Genomic DNA, 22,376 nt, shown 5'->3' with positions numbered 1-22,376 from the left:
CGCCAGACTACTTGCCCGAGGCGCAAGCCAAGGGAGAGGAGTTTGGAATCGGGGAATTGGCCCCGATTCAATTCGGGCCGTAAACCGACGTTTAGCCCTTTTCGCTTGCCAAGCACATTCCCTCGGCTTGCGCCTCGGGCTACGATTTCAACTACTTCTTCCCCGGCGGTTTCGCTGGTTGCGGCGGCTGGGGCGGGCTGGTCGGCATTTTGGGCTGCGGCGGCTTTTGGTTTTTCGGCGGTAGGATTGCGTCGACCTGGATCGCTTTGCGTCCCTTGTACGCGCCCGGATAGGCCAGAAACTTCGTGACGCCGTTGACGCTTACTTGCAGCGGCTCGCGCGAATCTTTGTTGGTCGTGATCACGTCGCCGACTCGCAGTTCGAGCAGATCTTCGGTGGTGATCGTCGTTTCGGCCAAGGTCACGCCTAACTCGACCGACGCGCCGTCAATCTGCGTACTGAGCGCCTGACGCGACTCGTCGTTGATTTCCGAACTGCCGTAGGCGAACCAGGTGTTCGCGGTCAACTTGCCGCCGATTCGCTCGATCGAGTTGAACGGGATGCACAAGTTCATCATGCCCCGAACGTCGCCGATCGTCAGCTCGAAGCTGATCAAAACGACCACTTCGTTCGGCGGGACGATCTGGACGAGTTGCGGATTGCTTTCGACCCGAACGACGTGCAGCTGCAATTCGAGGACGTTTTCCCACGCGATTCGCAGCTCCCGCAGGAATAGACTGGTGATCCGCGAAACGAGGGTCAGCTCGATCTCGGTCAGCGGGCGACGTGAAACGGGGCTGCTCTCTTTGCCGCCGCCCAGCAAACGGTCGATGATCGGGTAGAGAATCGACGGATTGATGTCGAGAATCAAATTTCCTTCCAGCGGACTCGCGGTCAGCAGGTTGAAACAGCTGGGATTCTCGAGACTGAAAATGAATTCGCTGTAGGTCAGCTGGTCGACGCTTGTCAGCTTCACTTCGACAATGTTGCGCAACAGACCGGAAAGAGCCGCGCCAAAGTTACGCCCGAACCCTTCATGCATCGACTGCAGGGCCCGCATCTGTTCTTTGCCGACCCGCTCGGGACGCTTGAAGTCATACGGGGTGATCTTTTCGCGGGGGCGCGACGGCCGCGTGATATCTTCGGTCGGAACGGCCGAAGCGGCGAGACTTTGCACACTCGCTTGAGCGGCAGGCGCAGCGGTTTCGGTCTTCTTCGGCCCACTCGCCTCCATGGCGCTTAGCAGACTTTCGACCTCCGCTTGGCTCAGTACATTGTCGTTGCCCATGAATTCCTCCCTGAATCCAATCGGCTCGCTACGGCGTCGCCGTTACGAGCGTATCTGGCCGTCGCCGTAAACCACGTATTTGTAACTGGTGAGCGCCTCCAGCCCGCACGGTCCGCGAGCATGGAACTTGTCGGTGCTGATCCCGATCTCGGCGCCCAGGCCGAACTCTCCGCCGTCGTTGAATCGCGTGCTCGCGTTGATCATCACCGCCGAGCTGTCGATTCGCGAGGCGAATTCGCGAGCCGCCGCCAGGTTGCGTGTGACGATCGACTCGGTATGTTTCGAGCTGTAAAGGTTGATGTGGCGAATCGCCGCGTCGAGCGACTCGACCACTTTCACGCTGATGATCGGGCCGAGATACTCCGCGGCGAAATCTTCGTCGGTCGCCGCTTTCGCCTTGAGAATCAGCGACTGCGTCGTCGAATCGCCGCGGATCTCTACTCCCCGTTCAATTAAAGCCGCGCCAATCGCCGGTAAAAACTGATCGGCCACGTCCTGGTGAACGACCAGCGATTCGGCGGCGTTGCAGACGCCGTAGCGATGGCACTTGCTGTTGACGGTGATCGACATCGCCATGTCGAGATCGGCGTCGCGATCGACGTAGACATGGCAGTTGCCGTTGAAGTGCTTGATCACCGGCATCGTCGCTTCGTCGGCGACGCGGCGGATCAGCCCTTCCCCGCCGCGAGGAATCGCGACGTCGATGTATTGATTCAGTTTGAGGAAGTGCCCGACGGCGGCGCGATCGGCCGTGTTGACCAACTGGACGGCGGACGGCGGAATATCGTAGTCGAGAGCGCAATCTTGCATCACTTCGACGATCGCCCGCGACGAGTGAGCCGCTTCTTTGCCGCCGCGTAAAATCACCGCATTGCCGCTCTTCACGCAAATGGCCGCAGCGTCGGCGGTGACGTTGGGGCGCGACTCGTAGATGAAAAAGACGACCCCGAGAGGAACGCGGATCTTTTGGATGTCGAGACCGTTCGGGCGAACCGACGAATCGATCACGCGGCCGATCGGATCTTCGAGCATCGCGATCTGCTCAAGCCCACTGGCGATTCCCTCGATCCGTTTGCTGTCGAGCTTCAAGCGATCGATCTCGGCGGCGGTCAGGCCAAACTGAGGAGCCGCGGCCAGGTCGAGTGCGTTGGCGGCGATGATCGCCTTTTCGGCGGCGCGGAGCCGCTTGGCCGATTCTCGCAGCCAGCCGTTCTTTTGTGCGCCAGAGACCAAAGCCAAAGCGGCCGACGCCTCTTTCGCTTGGAGCGCGGTTTCCAGACAGTACTGGGCCAGATCTTGGTTCTCGAGAATCGACATGAAACCTTGAATTGGTAATGGGTTAGCGAGCGACGAGCGCACAGGCGCCCAACTCGGTAGTATCGAGGGATTCGGCGTTTAAGTCAATGGAAACGCCCAGGATGCGGAGGTTCGCCCATGAGACGCAACCTCTTTCCAGAACGTGACTTAGAAACCGCTACGTAGATCCTGCCGATTCACCATCGGCTTGAGACAGCAGATATTTGCGAATGTTGCGGTTCATTCGCCACGCGAACAGGAGACTACATGCGAAGAGGAACACGCTGACGACGAGAAGAAAAGGGCCGGTCGCTTCCCCCACAACGAAGAATGCTGCGAGGGCTGGCCCCACCAAGAAAAGGATCGACAGCAAATATCCCAGCAGAAAAATAAGAGACCGAACGGCGAGGTTTCGCCGCAGGCTGAAAGCGATGCCGCCAAGCAGGATGCCGCTGACGCCGCCGAAAATGCCCCCGTAGATCGCCAGGACCAACATTTGCATGCCGAGAATCGTTCTTGCCTCAGGGTTGGCCAGCACGTCCATCAAGGCGCCCGCCCAAGCTTGCATGGCTACGGACGCCGACATGCCGCAGATGCTGACGATCCCAGCGCCGTTGAAAGTGCCGGAAGCGAGGGGGAGCAGCAGCCAACGGCCAAGCTTGTCGCCATCCATCAGCGGAGCGTCGGCCGGATCCTCGTGCTCCAGCGGTGGGCTGGCAAATGGGTTGTCGTTGGGGTCAGTCACGTTCATGCTCCCAAGAAGATGAACGCAACTGCTCAGCCTTAGCCTTGGAAATGGATCGCAACGCCAAGAAGAGACACACGCCATGCAAGAGGCCGCAGACAGACATAACTCCAACGAAGATTTGATACCTTTCTGTGCTGAGCATGCCGGATTGGTAACCGAGGAGTAACCAGGGTCCGGCGAAGACGAACGGGGAGACAATCATGCTGCTGAAAAAATGAACTTCCGTTTTCCAGAGTGACTTTCGCGCGAACACGGCGACCAATCCAATCGCGGCGCCGCTAATTCCTCCCAGCATCGCGCCGCAGATCGCTCCGATCGCTACAAAGACCGGCAGGACGAACAGCGGGAGCGGATCGGCGTTTTCGAGAATTACCACCATAACGCCGAGGATGCCCAATGCCGCCGCTCCAAGGATGCCGCCGTAGAACAGGCCGGATTGCGTTGGAAACGAATACCACTCAAACGCCGGTACATTCGACCTGTCGGCCATCGTCGAAGTCGCCTGCGGACTGGCGAACGGATTGTCATTGGATTCAATCACGATCATCCATCGTGCAGGTATCAACAGATCGCTGGTACGCCTCTTCGCCAAACGAGCGTAAACGCCAAAACAGGTAGAAGCCCAATATTACTCCACAGGTGACCAAGATCCCAATCGCCGTTTTCAAGGGCGTGACCATCAGCATTCCGCTCTCACTCGCGTAGAACAAAAGCGGCCCAGCGAAGACCAGCGGCGCGATCCCAAAGCAACTGATAGCGTGAACGACATTCATTGCGGAAGAGTTGCGAACCGCCGCGGCGATCCAGCCGACCAAAAAGCCGCTGATTCCCCCAGCGATCGCAGCAATCATTCCCCAAACAATCGCCGTGACGAACAGCGAAAGGAAAATCCTGGGACCATTATCAGGATAAACAGAGACGACAGTTATCGCCGCGAGCGCTACGCCTAACAGGCCCCCGCACTTAAACCCGCCGAACGTGGCGACTCGAATCCAATCCACGGCCGAAACGAACTTGCCGCGTTCGATCGTCATTTCGACAACCTGTGGACTAGCGAACGGATTGTCGTTGCGAGACGTCATGCCGAATCTCCCTTGGTCGCGTCCGTCTCGGCCAGTTCGCGCCCGCTCGCAAACAGCTTGTCGTCAATCAGCCAAAAGATTCGAGCCCCGAGCCCTAGAGCCACGAAAAACACAACACCTGCGGCGATCTCCATGGGAATCGGCGGACTCGCCTCCGCTGGCGAAAGTGCAAATGGAGCCATGAGCACTGCCGGGGGTAGCAAAAGCGATGCGAGTAAGGTGATTCGTCTTCGTGAACGCAGATTCCGAACGAGGTACGACAATAGTCCGACAACTAGCCCCAAAGCTCCCCCAATCACCGAACCGATCAGGGTCGACATCCCAAGGGTCATAGCGATCAGTTCGACCACAAACCGGCGATCGGAAAAAACGTCCCAGAAATTCCCCTGAAGCAAAATCGCGGCGAAGGTGAAACTAACGGAGAGCAGTACCCAGAGGATCGCGCCGCTGATGGCGCCTCGCCGCGTCGCTTGCCATAGCCAAGATCGCATCGAGACCTTGGACGCCTGCGGCGGCGCCAAATCGTCCTGCGTCTCGACCGCCTTTGGACTCGCATACGGATTGTCTTCGCTGTGATTCAAACGTTTTCCGCCTCCATCGAGTCGATGTACTCCGGCGACCAAGGACGGCCGTAAAGTTCGCGGCACAATCCCCAGAAAATTCTGGCCCCGCTTACCAGCCCGGTTATTAACAAGACGAAGATGCCGACAAGCGCATTGGTCAGCACGATATTCCCGGTCCACGCAAAATAGAAAACCGGCGACAGCAGCAAGAGCGAAGGAACGACCAGGCAACTGATCAGGGCGATCCCCTTCCCCAACCGCCAGCGGCGCGTCACGTAAGCGACCGGCCCGATCACCGCTGCCGATACGGTTCCGACGATGGCGCCCAGCAGGACGATACTCGCCGTCGTTACGACGGTCTCGAAATAGTCCCCTGGTTCGTCAAGTAAATGCCAGGGAACTCCAATCTGAATCACTCTCACGATGACGCTTAGCGTGAGCGCGACGCCGGTGACCAGCCCGCCGGTTGTCGCCCCCCATAGCGCGATCCTGCGCATCGCCGACGAAAAGCTGAGTTCCGGTCGCGGCGCAAGCGGATGATCGACATGCGTATCGACCACGGTAGGGCTGGCGTACGGGTTGTCGGCCGATTCGGTCAAAACTTCGGCTCCCTACGGGGACGCCGAAGCGGGCTCCCCTCGGTCGATAACCGAAGCAGCCCGCGAAACGTGTAAATGCCGGCGCCAACGCCAACCAATAACATGAGACATGAGAAACCGACGAAAGTCAGGAGAGTCATCTGCGGTACCGGCCTCGACAGAACCAGAAAGGTCCCAACGAACATCCCGGGGCAAAAAATTCCGCACGCCAACGCGTGGGCGACAGTCCGCCAACGCGCGTGGCGGACGAGAATGACGACGACGCCGACGATGTTTCCGGCAATGCCGCCCACCATCATCCCGGCAGCGGCTCCGATTAAGAAACTACCGATTCGCTCCCACAAATCTTCCGTGCTTCCAGTGCCATATCTGACAAAATTGTGTGGGCTCCCAATAGCCAGAAACACGAGCCCGCCGACGACGCCTCCAATTAACATGCAGCGCCGCACCGGCAGCGCATACCAGTCAACCATATCGACACGCGGCGTGTTGGCGACATGCGCATCAGCGACTGGGCTGGCGAATGGGTTCTCTTGCTGCGTTTCCATGCCGCCAATTCTACTTGAGGAATAGAAACATCCTACGACGGAATCACCCCTGCAGTTCCATCCGCTCCGCCGCACGCGACGAACAGCCGCAACGCTTCGAAGTTTTCTCGCACGTCATGGACGCGGATGATCTGCACGCCTTGTCGCGCCAGGGCGAGCGTGCCGCCGACGGTTCCGAAGGTTCTCGGCGCCTCCGCGTTCTCCAGGAACTTGCCGATGAAGCCTTTGCGCGAATGTCCGACTAGCAGCGGTCGTTCCAGTTCATGATAACGCCCGCACGCGGCCATCAGCTCTAAATTGTGTTGATGGGTTTTGCCAAAGCCGACGCCGGGGTCGAGACAGATTCGCTCCGTTTCAATACCCACAGCAATCAGCGCATCGCGACGCTCGGCGAGGTAAGCGAAAATGTCCTCGACGACGTCGTCGTAGTGCGGGTCGTCTTGCATCGTCTGCGGCGTCCCTTGCATATGCATCGCACAGACGCCGACGCCCGACTCGAGGGCAGCCTCAATCATATAGGGGTCGCCGGTGAGGCCGGTCACGTCATTGATGATCTGCGCTCCGGCGGCGATCGCTTCGCGGGCGACGACCGCTTTCGAAGTATCGATCGAAATCGGTACGTCAGTCACTTCACTCAATCGAGCGATCACCGGGATGACGCGGCGGAGTTCTTCCGACGTATCCACCGGCTGTGAGTAGGGACGCGTGCTCTCGCCGCCGATGTCGAGGATCGCAGCGCCTTCTTCCGCACAGCGAAGGGCATGTTCAATCGCTTGTAAGGGATCGAAATAAGAGCCGCCGTCAGAAAAGCTGTCGGGCGTCACATTGACGATCGCCATCAGTTTGGGCGTGCGATCGAAGGTAAGCGTGCGCGTACGCAGCTTCCAAGAGAGAGCGCGGCCAGGAAATCGGGCGGAGAGGTCGTCGTTTGTCATAGCCGCATTTTACCAAGCGGCTACGGCGCCAATCACCAGGGCGCTTGCATGTTTCGGACGATTTGGACCGCCAGGTCGCGGATCGCCTCTTCCTGGGCGATCGCCATCGTTTGCCCCGCTTCGGGGACGTACTTGCTGGAATTGTTGATCGTCGCGGCCGACAGGGCAGGCGATAACGACAGAGAGAGCGGATCGCGAATCGCGTTGCCGCGGGCGTCGGTCCAGCGATAAACGACGGTCAACGTTTCCTGAATCACGCGGGCTTCATCGAGGCCGTTTTCGGCGATGACCGCTTTTTGATCGGTAACCAATTCGCCGCTCAGCGTACTGTCGGCCATTTCCTTGGAAACCACTTTGTACGGCGTGGTCGCTTCGATCTCCCGGACCACCGCTTCGGTCAAACGTTCCCCCATTCCCCGGCGAAACGACTCGGAGGGAAACATCGGCACGTAGACCGTCTGAATGTCAGGCCGGTAGAGGGTGCGAGCGCCAATCTGATAACAGGCGCAGCCCGCACTCAACAGTGAGACCAACAGCGGCAACAAGATCCAGCGACGATCGATCATGGGGCCTGAACGTTTGCGGTTTTCGGCGTCGTATCTTCCGGAGCGATCTTCGGCATGTCCTTATCCTCGTCGTAGTCGACCAGATCGACGAGCCACTTCGCATGCTGCACCGGATGGTCAGGACGATCGGCGATCTCCTTCATCCGGTCGCGTGCGGCGTCGGCCATGTTCGAGTTCGGGAATTCCTGAATCACCTGGTAGTAGTAGAAGCGAGCGCCGCCATACTGTTGACGTCCCTCAAAGAAGGTCGCCAAGTGCCAGAGGCGTTCCGCTTGCTTGGCCCGAATTTCCTTTTTCGCCGCATCGATCGCTTCGCGATGCTCGACGACGCGATCGGGGAATTGTCGCTCCATCCGGTCGGCCAGTTTGCCCGCTTCGTCCAGCGACTGACCGTCGTAGGAAGGTCCCTGGTACATCTTCAGCTTGCAGAACATGCCGAGATAGTGGGCGATGAATTGATGCTCGCTGGAGGGGAAGTTCTGCCGCAGGTCGGTGTAGAAGCGATCGGCCGCTTCGTATTTGCCTAGCTTGAAGTTGGCGTTCGCAGCGGCCAGGGTGGCGTCGTCCGCCAGCTTGCCGGTCGGATCGTCCAAACGGATCATGTCGTACAACTTGATCGCGTTGCCGAAGCGGTCGAACAGCGGACGCTGTTCGTCGGTAAAGTTCGGCGTGAGGGCCGCGTCGGGGTTTTCGTTATAGCGTTCGACCCAATAGCGGGCCAATTTGAACCGGCGATTGCCAACCTGGTCCAAGTACTTGGTGTTCGGGTACTTTTTGATCAGCTTGCCGTACATTTCGACGGCGTCGGGATATTCGTCGAGGAAGTAATAACACTCGGCTGCGTACATCAGCGAGTTTTCTTCGAGGTCCGACTCCGTGTAGTACTTGCCGGCCAGGGCGAAGGACTTCGCCGCTTTGTGCAGCGACGCGTCCCGCTTGTCGACCGGGGCTTTCATCCCTTGATCGTAGAGAGCTTCCGCTTCAGCGTAGAGACGCTTGGCGCGGGCTTTGTCTTGCTCCACTTTGCCGATCGATTCGCGAACGGAACGCTCGACCCCAATCGTTTCCCACCACGACTTTTTCTCGACAGTGACCGGATCGACTTCGGCGCCTGGGGGCTCGTTTTCTTCAAACGAAACCTGGCGAACGCCACTGGTCGCTTCGGGGGTCTCGGCGACTTTCGTCGCGCCGCCTGGTCGCCATGTAGCGCAGCCCAACAACGCCGTCGCGCAAGCGGCGACGCAAAGGCTTCCTGCCCATAACGATCGACGGGGGCATCCTTGTCCCGGCATTCGTTTCATTCGCTCAACATTCCCAGCATGTCGTGCATCTTAAGCCGATGGCCCGCTTGATGCGTGATGTATCGATTAATAACGCCCCGGCATTCGCCGCTGCGCTTAGGCGGGATTTCCGTCTCTCGCCATACGTCTCCCGGTTCGGCGAACCGACGGAAGATCTCTAACGTTTCCGCACTGACGTCGATCACCTGCCGATGTCCGGCTCTGGCTTCCGGAGACAAAATGCCTCCCGCCAACAGCCCCAGCGGCACGCGACCCGTTTTGGGAGCAGGTCTTCCGGTATCGACGCAAAACGACAATTCCGGCAGTTGCCCCAACAACCTCAATAGCGACAACTCGAAATGAAGCACCAGCTTCGGTACGTTGCCGCCGCTATCAAGTTCGGCCAAAGTCTGATCCGTGATGTGGAATAGCTCCGTGTACGGATCGGACTCGTGCGTAAACTGCGTGAGCAACTCCGCGATGTAGTACCCCGCATACAAATGGGGCAAGCTACGCTGAGCCGAGCGAAATTTTCGGAGTAACTTCGCTTCGGTCAGGATGTCGAGGGAGTCGCTCGTTTTGTGGAGGAACACTATGCGACAGAGGGATAGGAGGTCAATAGCAGACTCGAACGCGCTTTTCGGGCGGCGACACCCCTTCGCGATCCCAGTGATTTTGCCGAAATCCTCGGTAAAGAGCGTGGTTATGCAGCTGCTCTCGCTGAATTCGACGATGCGAATGACGATCCCGGTTGTTTTTTCGCTCGACATAGATGCGGTGCTAGCTGGCAGCTTTTAGATGAATCGACCGGCCGTAGGGTCCGCTGTGCGGACCATCAGCGCCGCTTGCCCGTTCCCCGGTCCGCACAGCGGACCCTACGCAGAAGATACCAGGATACCCGACGTTACGACGATGGGGATTCGGCCGGGTCGAGCTTCGTCAGCTTCAACTTTTGGATGCGACGACGATCGGCCGCTAGCACGACGATCTCGACATCGTCGATTCGGAGGCGATCCCCGGTCTTGGGGATTCGCTGCAAATGGCTGATCACCATGCCGGCGAGGGTGTCGTAGTCGTCGCCAACCGGCAGATCGAGCCCCAGTTCTTCGTTCACATCGTCAATGTGTGCTCGACCTTGCACTTCGGCCTGGTCGCGGGTGACGCGGACGATTTCTTCCTCTTCGTCCAGATCGTGCTCATCGACGATCTCGCCGACGATTTCCTCGAGAATGTCCTCGATCGTGATCAGACCAGCGACGGCGTGATATTCATCAATCACGATCGCCATATGATTTCGATCACGCAGGAACTGCTTCAAGAGTTCGTCAATCGGCATCGACTTCGGCACCATCGCAACGGGACGAGCCAGATCGCGGAGCGACTTCCGATCGGCTTCCGGCTTGACCAGTTCGGTCAGCATGTCCTTCACAAAGAGGAGGCCGACGATCTGATCGAGCCCATCCTGGTAGGCGGGAATGCGAGTGCGGCCGGTCTCTTGGACGAATTTGACCACGTCTTCCCAGGTCGTTTCGATCGGCAAGGCGTCGATCTCGTTACGAGAGGTCATCACGTCGGCAACGTCGATATCTCCCAGCTCGATGACGCTCTCAATCATTTCTCGGGCATCTTCTTCAAGCAGACCTTCGCGGAGCCCTTCGGTCACGATCGTGCGGATTTCGTCTTCAAACTCTTCTTCTTCGTCGACTACTTCGTGCGGGATGTTCGCCAACCGGCGAATGAAGCCTTCGACCAGACGGACGCCCCAGGCCAGCGGCGAGAAGATGACGCTCGCCACCGCCCAAAATCGCCAAGTGTAGTAGATAAACTGCGGTGCGAAATGTTCGGCGACCGCCCAGGGAAGCCAGATCGTCGACGCGATTAAGAGGAAGGCGACGACCGCTACGTCGGTCGCAAAGCCGGCCGGAGTGAGCGTATTAGTTCGTCCCAAGTCGAGCAACCAGGCCTGACCGGCGACCAGAAAGAAGGCGGTCCCCAAGACCTGCAAACATTGGGCGGCGAAGGCGGCGTCTTCGTGGTTTTCGTGAATCGTGCGGAACCAGCGAATCTGTCGCCGCCGTTCGCAAAACTCTTCTAATTCGTGCCAGCTCAGATAGTGCAGCACTCGCCCCGTGACGGCCGACAGAATCATGAATGCCGCGCCGACGCACGAGGTCCAGAACATCAGAGACGCGTTCATCCGACCGCACCTCGTTCCGTTTGCTCGGCGTCGAGATGGCGATGCGACTGCGGCGGTTCGAGCCCGATCTTCTCGAGATAGACTCGCTCCAAACGCCGCATCGTCAGGCGATCCTCGTCTTCATGGTCGTCATAGCCGGCCAGGTGCAGAGCTCCATGGATCACGTAAAGGAGCGTCTCATGCTCGGCTGGCCACTCGTACCTTTCCGCTTCGCCGGCGGCGTACTGGCAGCTGATGACGATTTCCCCTTCCAGCAGATCTTCGTCGGACGAGAGATTGAACGTCACGACGTCCGTGGGGTAATCATGCTGCAGGAAGCGATTGTTGACCTCGTGGATCTCTGCGTCGTCGACCAGGGCGACGCTCACTTCGTACTCTTCAATGGACTCGCCTGCGAAAACCGCTGCTAAAGCTTGGCGAACCGCTTCGTCGGTCGGCGCCGCATGTTCTGTGCGACGTACGATTTCGACCGCCTCGTCGGGCTCATCATCCATGGGAAGTTCTAGGCTCGCTGTTGACTGGGGTATTTAACGCGACCGTGATAAACGGCCGTCAGGCTCTTCGTGACGCTGTCTTGAATCTTCCGCAGTTCCGAAAGAGTCAAGCCAGATTCGTCGAACTGACCGTCGAGGAGACGCTTCATCGTCAGTTCTTCGACCAGGTTTTCGATGCGGGCGGGAGTCGGATCGACCAGCGTGCGGCTGGCGCTCTCGATCATGTCGGCGATCATCATCACGCCCGCTTCTTTGGTTTGCGGCTTCGGTCCGGGGTACCGATAGCTGCTTTCGTCGACCTCTTCGCCGCTCGACGGATCTTTCTCATTCCGACGGCTCGCTTCGCGATAAAAGTATTCGACCAGCGTGGTGCCGTGGTGTTGTTCGATAAAGTCGATAATCGCCCGCGGCAGCTTGTGCTTTCGCGCAAGGTCCGCGCCATCTTTGACGTGGGCGATAATGATCAGCGTACTCATCGCCGGCAGCAGACTCGCATGGCGATTGCCGTCGCCTGACTGGTTTTCGATGAAGTACTCCGGCTTCATCATCTTGCCGATGTCATGGAAGTAAGCGCCGACGCGGGCCAACAAGCCGTTGGCGCCGATCGCATCGGCCGCCGCTTCGGCGATCGACGCGACGTTGATCGAGTGGTTATACGTACCGGGAGCGCGACGGACGAGCTCTTGCAGCAGGGGATGAGCGGCGTCCCCCAGTTCCAGCAGGCTAATGTCGGTCAGCACGCCGTACGACTTTTCGATAAACGGCAAGAGCCCGGTCATCAAGAAACCGGTCACAATCGCCCAGCCAGCTTGCCAGGCGGCGATTTCGAGCAGCCGCATTCCCAGAGGTTGACCTACGACGACCCCAACTCCCATCTGCGTCGCGAACGCCGCAACAGCGGCCCAAACGCCTACGAAGATCAGCTTGGTACGGCTGCGGATCCGAACGGTCATCAAGATCGCTGTCGCCGTCGCCGCCGCAATCGTCACATACGTGGCCAGCCCTTCGCCGACCAGGAAGACGACCGCTAACATCGCACAGGCGGAAACGAGCAGCGCCAGCTCTTGTCGGTAGACGATCGCCAGCAACATTCCGAGCGCCATCAGCGGCACCAGCTCGGCTCGCCAAGCGTTGTCAATCCAATAAGCCAGAGCGATCGCCCCGGCAACCGGAATCAGGAACATCAAAAAGTTATTCACCGACGTCAGCACCTGCGGCGATTTGAACGCCAGGTAGACGCCGGACAACGTGGCGAGCGCAATAAACATGCCGATGATCGAGAGCGAACGCCACAACTGCTGGGTTATGGGCAAACCGTCGCAGTAGGCGTCATGTTCGCTATGGAGCAGCTTCAGCGCTTCCCCTTCGAGCGGCACGCCCCCTTTGGCGAGCGATTCGCCGGTTGGAATGTGTCGCATGACCGGCTCTACCTTGTCGATCGTCGCTTGACGTTCAGCGATGGTCGAAACTTCATTCTTCGAGAGCGTGCTCTTCAGGTTCGAGCTGATCCAGTAGTAGATTGGGTCGATCACCTCGGCGTTCGACTCTTCTTCCTGAAGCTGGCTCAGTTCAATTTCAAGATTCTTCTTCAGGTTGTTGCGAGCCTGGGCGATCAGCAGATCCGAGATCGAAACGGTTCGCCGCGAATCGGGCTCCCCTTTGCGATAGACGATAACTTCGGCTTTGTTTCCCTTGTTGTCGGCCTGGTCGTCATTGTCCATCAGGCCGTTCTTGGTGAAGCTCGTCAGTGCGGCTGCGACCCCCTGCTCTAGCGCCGTCAGCTTTCCTTCCTTCGCGTAGAAGGCCTGGAACTTGTCGAACAGTCGCTTCTTCTCGGTTTCCGGCAGCGTCTGGTCCGGTGCGGCAGGCGTTTTGAGGAACTCTTCCCAAACGGTCGTGATCTCGGGAGTGAATTCCTTCGCCGAAACGATTCGGTTGAGGGCTGACTGCAACCGGCCGCGCATCTGATCGAGCGGATCGGGGTCGTTCTCGTAGACCGTACGCGCGTTGGCGGCGGCCGCATCACGAGCCCGCTGATCGCCGGCCGGGTCGGGCACCGCAAAATCGATACGGGAAACGACGTCGCGCGGCGGCACAAAGTCTTCGCGATAGGGGAACGGCGGCTCCCAAGAAATAGTCGCTGCCCAAAGAATCACAGCGACGCCGGCGGTTAGCGCAACCATCGCGGCGTTCTCGGGACGCTGCAATTGCTGAATCAAACGTCGAGCGGCGCCTGGTTTCAGGACGATGCTGCTGACGTGATCCGAGCGAGTTTTCGATTTGATATGGGGGGGCATGATTCGCGTTGGGCTAGTTCGAGTTCGTTCCCCGTTCGTAAGCGTTCACGATCTCTTGGACGAGAGCGTGCCGCACGATGTCGGCTTGCGTCAAATGGACCTGGCCGATTCCCTTGATATCTTTGAGTCGCATAATCGCGTCGCTGAGGCCGCTGCTGACGTTAGGCGGCAAGTCGTTTTGCGTCGCATCGCCCGAAATCACCATTCGCGAGTTCTTCCCCAGACGGGTCAAGAACATCTTCATCTGCGATACGGTGGTGTTTTGCGCTTCATCCAGAATGATGAACGCGTCGTTGAGCGTACGTCCCCGCATGAAGGCGAGCGGGATGACCTCGATGACGTTTTGTTCCATGTAGCGGGCGACCTGATCTCGATCGATCATTTCCCCCAGCGAATCGAGCATCGGCTGCAAATATGGATTGATCTTTTCGTGCAGCGTACCAGGAAGAAAGCCGAGCTGTTCGCCTGCTTCTACCGCTGGACGCACCAACACGATCTTTCGGATCCGCTGCTCCAAAAGAGACTCGACCGCGAGTGCGACCGCCAAATAGGTCTTACCGGTACCGGCTGGGCCGAGCGCGAAGACCATCTCATGTTCGCGCATTGTTTCGATATAGGCGGCCTGACCGGGGGTCATCGGCGTGACGCGTTGCGTCTTTTTGAAGACGGAGATCGGCAGGGTCTTCGGCTTGGTCGTTTCGCCGGTCACGTCTGCGAGGGAATCTTCGACCTCGTCCAGCGTGATGAGCCCTTGGCGCTCTACTTTTTTTCGTAGCGCTTCGATCACCTTGGTCGCCTGAGCGACGGCTACTTCACGACCGGAGATGCGCACCTGTCCGTCGCGATGCGTAATCGTGACGCCCAGCGATTCGCGGATGCGACGAACGTGTTGGTCGCGTGCGCCGAATAGCTGGAGAACAGACGAGTTGTCGAGAAATCGGATAGTCGCTTCGTACATGCAGTAAGCGTCAGCCGCGCAGGCCGCCGCAGTTTGAAGGATTTCAACACCACTAAAAATATAGACAATCTTTCGTCCGGCGAAATCAGAAATTCGCCGGCAGTGCGCTAACTTATTTCATGGCAGCACTTTACGTCCCTAAAGACCGTCCCAAGTGGGTTGAAATCTGGTTACTGTGGCCCAACCAACCCGATTTCCCAGAAAAATAGGGCCATCGGAGCGGCGACCAGCAACGAATCGAGCACGTCCAGGACTCCCCCCAGGCCAATCAGCCAGGTGCTGGAGTCCTTACTTTCCATATCTCGCTTAAATAACGACTCGGCCAGATCGCCGATCATGCCGGCGATTGCAACGCAAATCGCATAAAGACAGAGACGCCAGAAGGCTGGGGGTTCGCTCGTCGTCAGTTGCGGCGCCACTACGGCGAAGATAATCCAAGCGCCAAACACGGCGAAGACCAATCCGCCGGCCGCCCCTTCGACCGTTTTGCCGGGACTAAGATTGGGCGCCAGCTTCGTCCGTCCGAGCAGCCGCCCGGTAAAGTAGGCGCCGGCGTCCGACATCTTCGTCGCCACAATCATCGACAGCAGCGCGATCATCCCCCACGCGTTACCGTCGGGCAGATCGTGATGCACCAAGCGGAGCCGTATGACGAAACTCATCAGCCCGCCGACATAGGCGATCGTAAAGATCGTCAGCCCAACATGGACGATCGCCCAGCCAGGCTTTTCGTAGCGGCGCATCTCGCTGATCAGCGAGAGCACCATCCCCGCTGCTAGCGAAAACAAGATCCACTTTGACGGCTCATCGGCCAGCGTCGCCACGTCCAAGGGCCACCAGATCGAGAGTCCAGCCGTTCCTAAAACCAGCAGCGTGCCGACATGACAGGCCCACCCCGCAGGGCGAAGCTGTTTCGCTCGCAGCAGCCCTAGCACTTCTTCTGCGGCGAAAACCGCAATCAGAATCGCCAGCGGTAGAAGCCAGATGCCGGGGCGACCAAAGTTCCAGCTATAGTCGAGCCAACAGAGGGAGACTACCGGAATAATGATCGCCGCGGCGCCGACCAGTCGCCATCTCAGCACGGGCTATGTCGCTCCTTCCGCGGAATCGGCGTTCAAACCGCCGAATCGCCGGTCTCGCCCGGCAAAGTCGCGTATCGCCTGGTGCAAGGTTTCTTCGCAGAACTCCGGCCAGCATTGCTGCGTGACCCACAGCTCGGCGTAGCTGATCTGCCAGAGCAGAAAATTGCTGATCCGCATTTCGCCGGCGGTTCGGATCAGCAGATCGGGATCCGGCATACCGGCCGTGTACAAGTGAGCGGCGATGTCGTCCTCGGTGATCGACGCGGGATCGAGCGTTCCCGCCGCCGCTTCGCTCGCCATTTTGCGAACCGCATCGACCATCTCGCCGCGGCCGCCGTAATTGATCGCCAGGCACAAGGTGGTGCCGGTGTTGGCAGCGCTCAGCTCGATGGTGCGATCCATCTCGTGCTGCACTTGCTCGGGAATGCCGTCACGGCGGCCGATGATCCGGACCTGGATGTTGTTGGCCATGATCGTACTTCGTTCTTCGATCATGTACTGCTCGAGCAGATGCATGAGAAAATCGAGCTCGTACTGCGGCCGCTTCCAGTTCTCGCTGGAAAGACAATAGAGAGTCAGCTGCTCGATCCCGAGCCGGGCGCACTCTTCGGTCGTACGACGGACCGACGCGACGCCGCGCCGATGCCCTTCGACCCGGGGCAAGCCTTGCCGCTGGGCCCAACGCCCATTGCCGTCCATGATCACCGCAATATGACGCGGCCGCCGATTGGCGGCGACGCCCAAGTCAGGCTGAACGGATTGGCTGGACGATTGCGAGGTCATTGCGAACTGCGGGTACGATCGAGATGCGATACCAGTCGAACGAATACAACCGCGAAAACCGACCCGGTTTTCGCATAGTTTTGCCTCATTGTAGCGACTCGTCCCTGCCCCGTGCGAGCGGTCGCCTACGTCGCGGCGCCCACCAACATCGCCAACTGTTCGGTGAAAATCGTCTGCTTGCGATCGGGTCCGACCGAAACGACCCCCACTTCGCAGCCGACCAATTCCGAAATCCGCTGGATGTAGGCCAACGCATTGGCCGGCAGATCTTCCAGACTGCGAGCGCCGGTGATCTCTTCCGCCCAACCGGGGAGGGTTTCGTAGATCGGTTTGACCTTACGAATGTCGTCGACATGGCTGGGGAAATTGGTCAAACGTTCGCCATTCAAATCGTAGGCGACGCAGATCTTCAATTCGTCTAAAGTCGACAGCACGTCGAGCATCATCAGCGCGATGGTATCGATGCCGCTGATCCGCGCAGTGTAGCGAACGGCGACGGCGTCGAACCAACCGCAACGGCGCGGGCGACCGGTCGTGGTGCCGAATTCGTTGCCGCGGATGCGGATCTTTTCGCCCAGTTCGTTGTCTTGTTCGGTCGGGAAGGGTCCGCCGCCGACGCGAGTGCTGTACGCCTTCACCACGCCAATCGTCTGGGTGATGAACTTGGCGGGAACGCCGGAGCCGGCCGCAGCGCCGACGCCGGAGCTGTTACTGCTGGTGACGAACGGGTAGGTCCCGTGATCGACGTCGAGCAGCGCGCCTTGGGCGCCTTCAAACAAAATGCGTTTGTCTTCGTCGGCCGCGTCGAGCAAATAGGAGGTCGAATCGGTCACGTATTCACGCAAGCGTTCGGCATAGGCGGCGTATTCGGTGTAGATCGCGTCGGCGTCGAGCGGCGTGAACGAGCCGTCGTCGTACATGCTGGCGATCGTCTTGTTCTTGGCGGCCGTAATCAGCGCGATCTTTTCTTTCAGACCGGGACGGATCAAGTCGCCCAGACGAATCGCATGTGCGCGGCCCACTTTGTCGCGATAGCAAGGACCGATCCCGCGCATCGTGGTGCCGATGTTTTCGCCGTCGGCGGTCGACTGATTCATAGCGCGATCTTCGGCCATGTGCCACGGGAAGATGATGTGGGCGCGATCGCTGAGCATCAGGTTCTTCACCGGTACGCCGCGAGCTTTCAGCCCATCGATCTCTTGGAGCAGAATCGGCGGGTTGATGACGACCCCGGCCGTGACGACGTTGGCGACGTCCTCGCTCAGAATCCCGCTCGGAATATGATGCAGCTTATAGGTATTCTCTCCGTCGACGACGGTATGGCCGGCGTTAGCGCCTCCCAAAAACCGAGCGACCACATCGTGGCGCTTCGTCAACAAATCGACGAGCTTCCCTTTCGCTTCGTCTCCCCACTGCAAGCCGATGACGCATGTACCTGGCACCGGATTCGCTCCGCTATATCAAGTCTTTGGACCAACACACAAACTTCCCATGTTACGGCGGCTGGAACCGCTCGGTCAACCAGTAAGAGGGTAAACCGCTACGGAGGGGGTCCAATTCGTCGATTTTGGCCTCAAGACGGGCGCATGACGTAGCGTCTTGATTCCGCTACGATAGGGTCGATAGGCGATGCCCACGAAGCCAAATCGCCGATTCGCTCCCAAGGCTGAGAATTCTTTGACTGCCGACGAACCACCAAACGAGCCGGAAATCGGCCAGGCTCGGCCGATTTCTCCCCGCAGGCAAGCCGAGAACTTCGTCCGCTCGGTAATCATCATGGAAGGGGCGATTCTCGTCGTCGCGATCGTCCTGGGGTGGATTTTTGGCGTTTCTCCCTGGCAAAGCGCCAGCTGGACGGCGAAAGATCCTGTGGCCGCGGGCTGGGCCGTGGGGATCGGCGTCGTCGCCACGTTGCCGCTGATCGCGTTTTTCTTCTTTTTGCGTTTCGACAAGAGCGTCGCGTCGGTCGAACTGCAGCGGTTGATGGAAACGCAGATTGTTCCCCAATTCTCCGGCGCCACCCTGCTGGAACTTGGCGCCGTTGCATTTGCGGCGGGCCTTTGCGAAGAGGCTCTCTTCCGCGGGTTCCTCCAATCCGGTTTAACGCAGATCTTGCCCGATCCTCTGGGAGGAGCGGCGACCGCGATTTTGATCGTCAGCATCTTGTTCGGCCTGGCGCACTTTCTTTCGCCCGAATATGCGGCGGCCGCCACGACGATGGGCTGTTATTTCGGCCTCCTCTTTTATTGGACCGACGACCTGATCACGCCGATCACCACCCACTTCCTTTACGATTGGTTTGCGCTGGTCTATATGCGCAACGAAGCGGCTCCGTCACCCGACGACGAATAGTCGCCGAGCCGGATTGGCGATTTCGGGCGAAACCTCTAATAATTAGGGGACATAGACGCACCTCTAACCTTGAGCCGAAAGCTGGCCGATGGAAACGCTGGATCTGAAGGACTTCGAATGGAAAACTGTAGTTCGTCGTCTCACGATGGACGACTTTGATCAGTTGATCGAGATGCAGCTTCGCTGCTTTCCCGGTATGAAGCCATGGAGCCGCGAACATATCCAAAGTCAGATCGACACCTTTCCGGCGGGCCAGATCTGCGTCGAAATCGACGGCAAACTGGCCGCATCGGCCAGCAGTCTGATCGTCGAATATGACCCGAATCTCGCCTGGCACAATTGGTCGGCAATCTCCGACAACGGCTTCATCCGGAATCACAATCCCAAGGGGGAGACCCTTTACGGGATCGAAATCATGGTCGATCCCGAGTTTCGGGGGATGCGACTTTCCCGCCGATTGTACGACGCCCGCAAAGAGCTCTGCCGCAATCTGAACCTTTCACGGATCATCATCGGCGGGCGAATTCCCGGCTATCACAAGCACGCCGATGAAATGTCGGCTCGAGAATATATCGACAAAGTGATCGAACGGGCCCTATTCGACCCGGTGCTGACCGCCCAACTTTCCAACGGCTTCGCGTTGCAGGGGCTGATTCCCAATTATCTTCCGGCCGACGAAGCCTCATGCGGCTACGCGACCTTTCTGGAATGGCTCAATCTCGACTATCGGGCGAACGCCAAACGCCGCTATCACCATGTCGTCGAGCCGATTCGTTTGGCGGTCGTACAGTACGAAATGCGGGCGGTAAAAGACTTCAGCGAATTCGCCACCCAGTGCGAGTTCTTCATCGACGTCGCGTCCGACTATAAGAGCGACTTCGTCGTCTTTCCCGAGTTGTTTACGACGCAGCTTCTATCCTGCGTGCCGCCGTCTCGCCCCGGGCTAGCAGCGCGGCAATTGGCCGAGTTCACGCCGCAATACCTCGACTTATTCACCGAAATGGCGGTCAAGCACAACGTCAACATCATCGGCGGATCGCAATTCGTGATCGAAGACGAGACCCTCTACAACATCTCGTACCTCTTCCGCCGCGACGGAACGCTCGGCAAGCAATACAAAATCCACATCACGCCGAGCGAGCGAAAATGGTGGGGCGTTTCGCCGGGAGATAAGGTCGAAGTCTTCGACACCGACTGCGGCAGAATCTCGATTTTGGTTTGTTACGACATTGAATTTCCCGAGCTAGTCCGAATCGCCGCCCAAAAGGACGCCGGCATCGTCTTCGTCCCGTTCAACACCGACACACGGCAAGGTTACCTGCGGATTCGCCATTGTGCGTTGGCGCGCTGCGTCGAGAATCACGTCTACGTCGCCGTTTCGGGATGTACCGGCAACTTGCCGTTCGTCGAGAACTCCGACCTTCACTACGCCCAGTCGGCGATCTTTACGCCGGCCGACGCCGAATTTGCTCGCGACGCGATCGCCGCCGAGTGCAATCCGAACATCGAAACGATGATCATCCATGATGTCGACGTGGAACAGCTCCGCCGCCACCGCGAAAGCGGTAACGTGCAAAACTGGAACGATCGCCGCCGCGACATTTACAAGGTCATCTACCGGGAAGATGACAAAGAGCACGAGATCTAAAACGAGTCGACGATCGTTTTTGCGATTTGCAACGAAGAAGTCGCCGCGGGACTCGGCGCGTTCAGCACGTTGATCATCCGCCCTTCCCGCTGAATCAGGAAGTCGTCGACCAAGTCGCCATTGGGTGCGATCGCTTGCGCCCGAATGCCGGCCGGCGCCGTCGAAATGTCATTCGCTTTGATGTCAGGGACAAGCCGCTGGAGCGAACGGACGAACGCCGCTTTCGAGCAGGAACGGTAGAACTCCTGCATCCCTGCTTGCCAGTGTCGCCAGACGAGGCTGCGAAAACCGCTGTAACTGAGCGATTCCCAGAGGTCCCCGAAGTTGACGTCCAGCTTTCCGTAACCTTCCCGCGCCATCGCCATCACCGCGTTGGGACCGCATTCGACGCCGCCGTGGATCATCCGGGTAAAGTGAACTCCCAAGAAAGGAAAGTTGAGGTCAGGGACCGGGTAGATCAAATTCCGGCAAAGCCGCTCCGCCTCGGGACGCAGTTCAAAGTATTCTCCGCGAAACGGTACGATCGTCGCCTCAGGTTTGGCGCCGGTCAGCCGCGCGACTCGATCACAGTAGAGCCCGCAACAGTTAATCGCAAACTGACCCACCAGCGAACCGGCGGTCGTTTCGACGGCGATTTCGCTCTCGCGTTCGACGATCTTCTCGACTTTCGCATTGAGCCAGATATCGCCGCCGCGCTCGCGAATCAGAGCCCCCAGTTTTTCGCTCACCTGGCGATAGTCGACAATGCCGGCCTCCGGAACATGGATCGCTTCGATCCCGGCGCAGTAGGGTTCTAGCTCCAATAGTCGCTCGCGACCAATTCGCTCGCACAGAACGCCGTTGGCTTGGCCGCGCTGGTAGATTCCTTCCAACCGCGGCAACTCGACTTTGTCGACGGCGACGATCACTTTGCCGCAGATGTCGTAGGGAATTGCCTGCTCGCGGCAGAACTCTTCCATGAGCGCCTTGCCGGCGCGGCAATTGGTCGCCTTTAGCGAACCCGGCTTGTAATAGATGCCGGAATGGAGCACGCCGGAGTTGCGTCCCGTTTGATGCGTCGCCAACGCACTTTCTTTTTCGCAAACGACGACGCGACGCCCCGGTTCACGCTGCAGCATTTCGTAAGCGGTCGCTAGTCCGACTATTCCTCCCCCGAGGACGATCGCGTCATACGACATTACGAATCATGCTCGCTGCTAGCTGAACCGAGCGTCTTCACCTTGCGTCCCAACTTCTGCTCGACCGAGTCGACTTTCGATTGCAGGCGCCCCGTTTGTCCGGCGCGATAATCGAGCTTCGCCGAGCAAGTAATTCGGTCGCAGTCGGCCGCCATCGCCTCCAAACAGGCCTTTAGGACCGCTAGCACCTGATCAATATCGCCTTCAATGATCGTTCCCATAGCATGGAGTCGATAATCGAGTCCACTTCTGTCGATAATATCGATGCTGCGGGCGACGTACTGGCTGACGCTATCCCCTTTGTTAAGGGGCGACATGCTGAATTCCAATAGTACCATGGCTCAATCAACGTTTCGCTAGCGGAAAAACTTTTACAATTCGTGAACCGGTTCACTTTTGAGACGAAAAGTGCCCTAGAGCCGGCAACACCCAATCACTAAACTACGCCCCCTTCAGTTTCGCCGAGTAAGGCGAGAGAACCC

General features: G+C 58.6%; 23 protein-coding genes. 2 read left to right on the top strand and 21 right to left on the bottom strand.

The features are described from left to right. Window positions 1-151: 151 nt before the first annotated feature. The 19 genes from fliM to LOC68_RS00365 form a co-directional block, all read right to left on the bottom strand. Entirely contained in the window at window positions 152-1,288 is a 1,137-nt protein-coding gene (gene fliM, locus LOC68_RS00455; RefSeq protein ID WP_230214285.1) for a flagellar motor switch protein FliM, read from the bottom strand. Window positions 1,289-1,330: 42 nt separating this feature from the next. Continuing rightward, a complete protein-coding gene (locus LOC68_RS00450) occupies window positions 1,331-2,605 on the bottom strand; it encodes a glutamate-5-semialdehyde dehydrogenase (RefSeq protein ID WP_230214272.1) in 1,275 nt (424 codons plus the stop codon). A gap of 157 nt (window positions 2,606-2,762) precedes the next feature. After that, entirely contained in the window at window positions 2,763-3,329 is a 567-nt protein-coding gene (locus LOC68_RS00445; protein ID WP_230214270.1) for a hypothetical protein, read from the bottom strand. Further along, on the bottom strand, window positions 3,322-3,873 hold the full coding sequence (locus tag LOC68_RS00440; RefSeq protein ID WP_230214269.1) for a hypothetical protein: 552 nt from the start codon (window positions 3,871-3,873) through the stop codon (window positions 3,322-3,324). Before LOC68_RS00440 ends, LOC68_RS00445 begins: the two co-directional genes overlap by 8 nt. Further along, the gene (locus LOC68_RS00435) at window positions 3,866-4,414 is read right to left on the bottom strand and encodes a hypothetical protein (protein ID WP_230214267.1); all 549 of its coding nucleotides are present in this window, start codon (window positions 4,412-4,414) and stop codon (window positions 3,866-3,868) included. Before LOC68_RS00435 ends, LOC68_RS00440 begins: the two co-directional genes overlap by 8 nt. Then, entirely contained in the window at window positions 4,411-4,995 is a 585-nt protein-coding gene (locus LOC68_RS00430; RefSeq protein WP_230214265.1) for a hypothetical protein, read from the bottom strand. The genes LOC68_RS00435 and LOC68_RS00430 overlap by 4 nt, the downstream gene beginning before the upstream one ends. Then, entirely contained in the window at window positions 4,992-5,576 is a 585-nt protein-coding gene (locus LOC68_RS00425; RefSeq protein ID WP_230214264.1) for a hypothetical protein, read from the bottom strand. The genes LOC68_RS00430 and LOC68_RS00425 overlap by 4 nt, the downstream gene beginning before the upstream one ends. After that, complete coding sequence (locus LOC68_RS00420) at window positions 5,573-6,124, bottom strand: hypothetical protein (RefSeq protein WP_230214263.1); 552 nt, start codon at window positions 6,122-6,124, stop codon at window positions 5,573-5,575. Before LOC68_RS00420 ends, LOC68_RS00425 begins: the two co-directional genes overlap by 4 nt. Window positions 6,125-6,156: 32 nt before the next feature. After that, window positions 6,157-7,059 (bottom strand): dihydropteroate synthase, encoded by a 903-nt coding sequence (gene folP / locus LOC68_RS00415; RefSeq protein WP_230214262.1) that lies wholly within the window; start codon window positions 7,057-7,059, stop codon window positions 6,157-6,159. Window positions 7,060-7,091: 32 nt separating this feature from the next. After that, a complete protein-coding gene (gene lptE / locus LOC68_RS00410) occupies window positions 7,092-7,625 on the bottom strand; it encodes an LPS assembly lipoprotein LptE (RefSeq protein ID WP_230214261.1) in 534 nt (177 codons plus the stop codon). Next, a complete protein-coding gene (locus tag LOC68_RS00405; protein WP_230214260.1) occupies window positions 7,622-8,926 on the bottom strand; it encodes a tetratricopeptide repeat protein in 1,305 nt (434 codons plus the stop codon). The genes lptE and LOC68_RS00405 overlap by 4 nt, the downstream gene beginning before the upstream one ends. Beyond that, window positions 8,923-9,675 carry a DNA repair protein RecO gene (recO, locus tag LOC68_RS00400; RefSeq protein WP_230214258.1) on the bottom strand — a complete coding sequence of 251 codons (753 nt, stop codon included), beginning with the start codon at window positions 9,673-9,675 and terminating at the stop codon, window positions 8,923-8,925. Before recO ends, LOC68_RS00405 begins: the two co-directional genes overlap by 4 nt. A 134-nt stretch (window positions 9,676-9,809) precedes the next feature. Next, a complete protein-coding gene (locus tag LOC68_RS00395; RefSeq protein ID WP_230214256.1) occupies window positions 9,810-11,102 on the bottom strand; it encodes a hemolysin family protein in 1,293 nt (430 codons plus the stop codon). Further along, window positions 11,099-11,596, bottom strand: coding sequence for an rRNA maturation RNase YbeY (ybeY, locus tag LOC68_RS00390; protein ID WP_230214254.1), 498 nt, complete (start codon window positions 11,594-11,596; stop codon window positions 11,099-11,101). Before ybeY ends, LOC68_RS00395 begins: the two co-directional genes overlap by 4 nt. Window positions 11,597-11,604: 8 nt before the next feature. Further along, window positions 11,605-13,893: an HD family phosphohydrolase gene (locus tag LOC68_RS00385; RefSeq protein ID WP_230214252.1), complete on the bottom strand. Its 2,289-nt coding sequence runs from the start codon at window positions 13,891-13,893 to the stop codon at window positions 11,605-11,607. 13 nt (window positions 13,894-13,906) lie between these two features. Beyond that, on the bottom strand, window positions 13,907-14,851 hold the full coding sequence (locus LOC68_RS00380; protein ID WP_230214251.1) for a PhoH family protein: 945 nt from the start codon (window positions 14,849-14,851) through the stop codon (window positions 13,907-13,909). A 170-nt stretch (window positions 14,852-15,021) separates the two neighbouring features. After that, window positions 15,022-15,933 (bottom strand): phosphatidate cytidylyltransferase, encoded by a 912-nt coding sequence (locus tag LOC68_RS00375; protein ID WP_230214249.1) that lies wholly within the window; start codon window positions 15,931-15,933, stop codon window positions 15,022-15,024. Window positions 15,934-15,936: 3 nt separating this feature from the next. Beyond that, on the bottom strand, window positions 15,937-16,716 hold the full coding sequence (locus LOC68_RS00370; protein ID WP_255670668.1) for an isoprenyl transferase: 780 nt from the start codon (window positions 16,714-16,716) through the stop codon (window positions 15,937-15,939). Between the two features lie 125 nt (window positions 16,717-16,841). After that, window positions 16,842-18,158, bottom strand: a complete 1,317-nt coding sequence (locus LOC68_RS00365) for an adenylosuccinate synthase (protein ID WP_230214248.1) — start codon at window positions 18,156-18,158, stop codon at window positions 16,842-16,844. Window positions 18,159-18,393: 235 nt separating this feature from the next. On the opposite strand from LOC68_RS00365, the gene LOC68_RS00360 reads away from it, so the two are divergent. Together LOC68_RS00360 and LOC68_RS00355 are read left to right on the top strand one after the other, a co-directional pair. Continuing rightward, the gene (locus LOC68_RS00360) at window positions 18,394-19,068 is read left to right on the top strand and encodes a CPBP family intramembrane glutamic endopeptidase (protein ID WP_230214246.1); all 675 of its coding nucleotides are present in this window, start codon (window positions 18,394-18,396) and stop codon (window positions 19,066-19,068) included. Window positions 19,069-19,156: 88 nt separating this feature from the next. Then, entirely contained in the window at window positions 19,157-20,716 is a 1,560-nt protein-coding gene (locus LOC68_RS00355) for a bifunctional GNAT family N-acetyltransferase/carbon-nitrogen hydrolase family protein (RefSeq protein WP_230214244.1), read from the top strand. Here the strand turns inward: LOC68_RS00355 and lhgO are convergent. Together lhgO and LOC68_RS00345 are read right to left on the bottom strand one after the other, a co-directional pair. Continuing rightward, the gene (lhgO, locus tag LOC68_RS00350) at window positions 20,713-21,894 is read right to left on the bottom strand and encodes an L-2-hydroxyglutarate oxidase (protein ID WP_230214242.1); all 1,182 of its coding nucleotides are present in this window, start codon (window positions 21,892-21,894) and stop codon (window positions 20,713-20,715) included. The genes LOC68_RS00355 and lhgO overlap by 4 nt on opposite strands. Further along, complete coding sequence (locus tag LOC68_RS00345) at window positions 21,894-22,232, bottom strand: MTH1187 family thiamine-binding protein (protein WP_255670667.1); 339 nt, start codon at window positions 22,230-22,232, stop codon at window positions 21,894-21,896. Before LOC68_RS00345 ends, lhgO begins: the two co-directional genes overlap by 1 nt. Window positions 22,233-22,376: the final 144 nt, after the last annotated feature.

The sequence above is a fragment of the Blastopirellula sediminis genome (genome assembly GCF_020966755.1).
GTDB classification, from domain to species: domain Bacteria; phylum Planctomycetota; class Planctomycetia; order Pirellulales; family Pirellulaceae; genus Blastopirellula; species Blastopirellula sediminis.
Note: the sequence above shows the minus strand (reverse complement) of the source record. Positions and strands in the feature narration are given on the sequence as shown.

What these genes read in the sequence shown, in the direction of transcription:
- fliM (WP_230214285.1), bottom strand. Translation starts at nt 1,288, where the DNA reads ATGGGCAACGACAATGTACTGAGCCAAGCGGAGGTCGAAAGTCTGCTA.
- LOC68_RS00450 (WP_230214272.1), bottom strand. Translation starts at nt 2,605, where the DNA reads ATGTCGATTCTCGAGAACCAAGATCTGGCCCAGTACTGTCTGGAAACC.
- LOC68_RS00435 (WP_230214267.1), bottom strand. Translation starts at nt 4,414, where the DNA reads ATGACGTCTCGCAACGACAATCCGTTCGCTAGTCCACAGGTTGTCGAA.
- LOC68_RS00420 (WP_230214263.1), bottom strand. Translation starts at nt 6,124, where the DNA reads ATGGAAACGCAGCAAGAGAACCCATTCGCCAGCCCAGTCGCTGATGCG.
- folP (WP_230214262.1), bottom strand. Translation starts at nt 7,059, where the DNA reads ATGACAAACGACGACCTCTCCGCCCGATTTCCTGGCCGCGCTCTCTCT.
- lptE (WP_230214261.1), bottom strand. Translation starts at nt 7,625, where the DNA reads ATGATCGATCGTCGCTGGATCTTGTTGCCGCTGTTGGTCTCACTGTTG.
- LOC68_RS00405 (WP_230214260.1), bottom strand. Translation starts at nt 8,926, where the DNA reads ATGAAACGAATGCCGGGACAAGGATGCCCCCGTCGATCGTTATGGGCA.
- recO (WP_230214258.1), bottom strand. Translation starts at nt 9,675, where the DNA reads ATGTCGAGCGAAAAAACAACCGGGATCGTCATTCGCATCGTCGAATTC.
- LOC68_RS00395 (WP_230214256.1), bottom strand. Translation starts at nt 11,102, where the DNA reads ATGAACGCGTCTCTGATGTTCTGGACCTCGTGCGTCGGCGCGGCATTC.
- ybeY (WP_230214254.1), bottom strand. Translation starts at nt 11,596, where the DNA reads ATGGATGATGAGCCCGACGAGGCGGTCGAAATCGTACGTCGCACAGAA.
- LOC68_RS00385 (WP_230214252.1), bottom strand. Translation starts at nt 13,893, where the DNA reads ATGCCCCCCCATATCAAATCGAAAACTCGCTCGGATCACGTCAGCAGC.
- LOC68_RS00380 (WP_230214251.1), bottom strand. Translation starts at nt 14,851, where the DNA reads ATGTACGAAGCGACTATCCGATTTCTCGACAACTCGTCTGTTCTCCAG.
- LOC68_RS00370 (WP_255670668.1), bottom strand. Translation starts at nt 16,716, where the DNA reads ATGACCTCGCAATCGTCCAGCCAATCCGTTCAGCCTGACTTGGGCGTC.
- LOC68_RS00355 (WP_230214244.1), top strand. Translation starts at nt 19,157, where the DNA reads ATGGAAACGCTGGATCTGAAGGACTTCGAATGGAAAACTGTAGTTCGT.
- lhgO (WP_230214242.1), bottom strand. Translation starts at nt 21,894, where the DNA reads ATGTCGTATGACGCGATCGTCCTCGGGGGAGGAATAGTCGGACTAGCG.
- LOC68_RS00345 (WP_255670667.1), bottom strand. Translation starts at nt 22,232, where the DNA reads ATGGTACTATTGGAATTCAGCATGTCGCCCCTTAACAAAGGGGATAGC.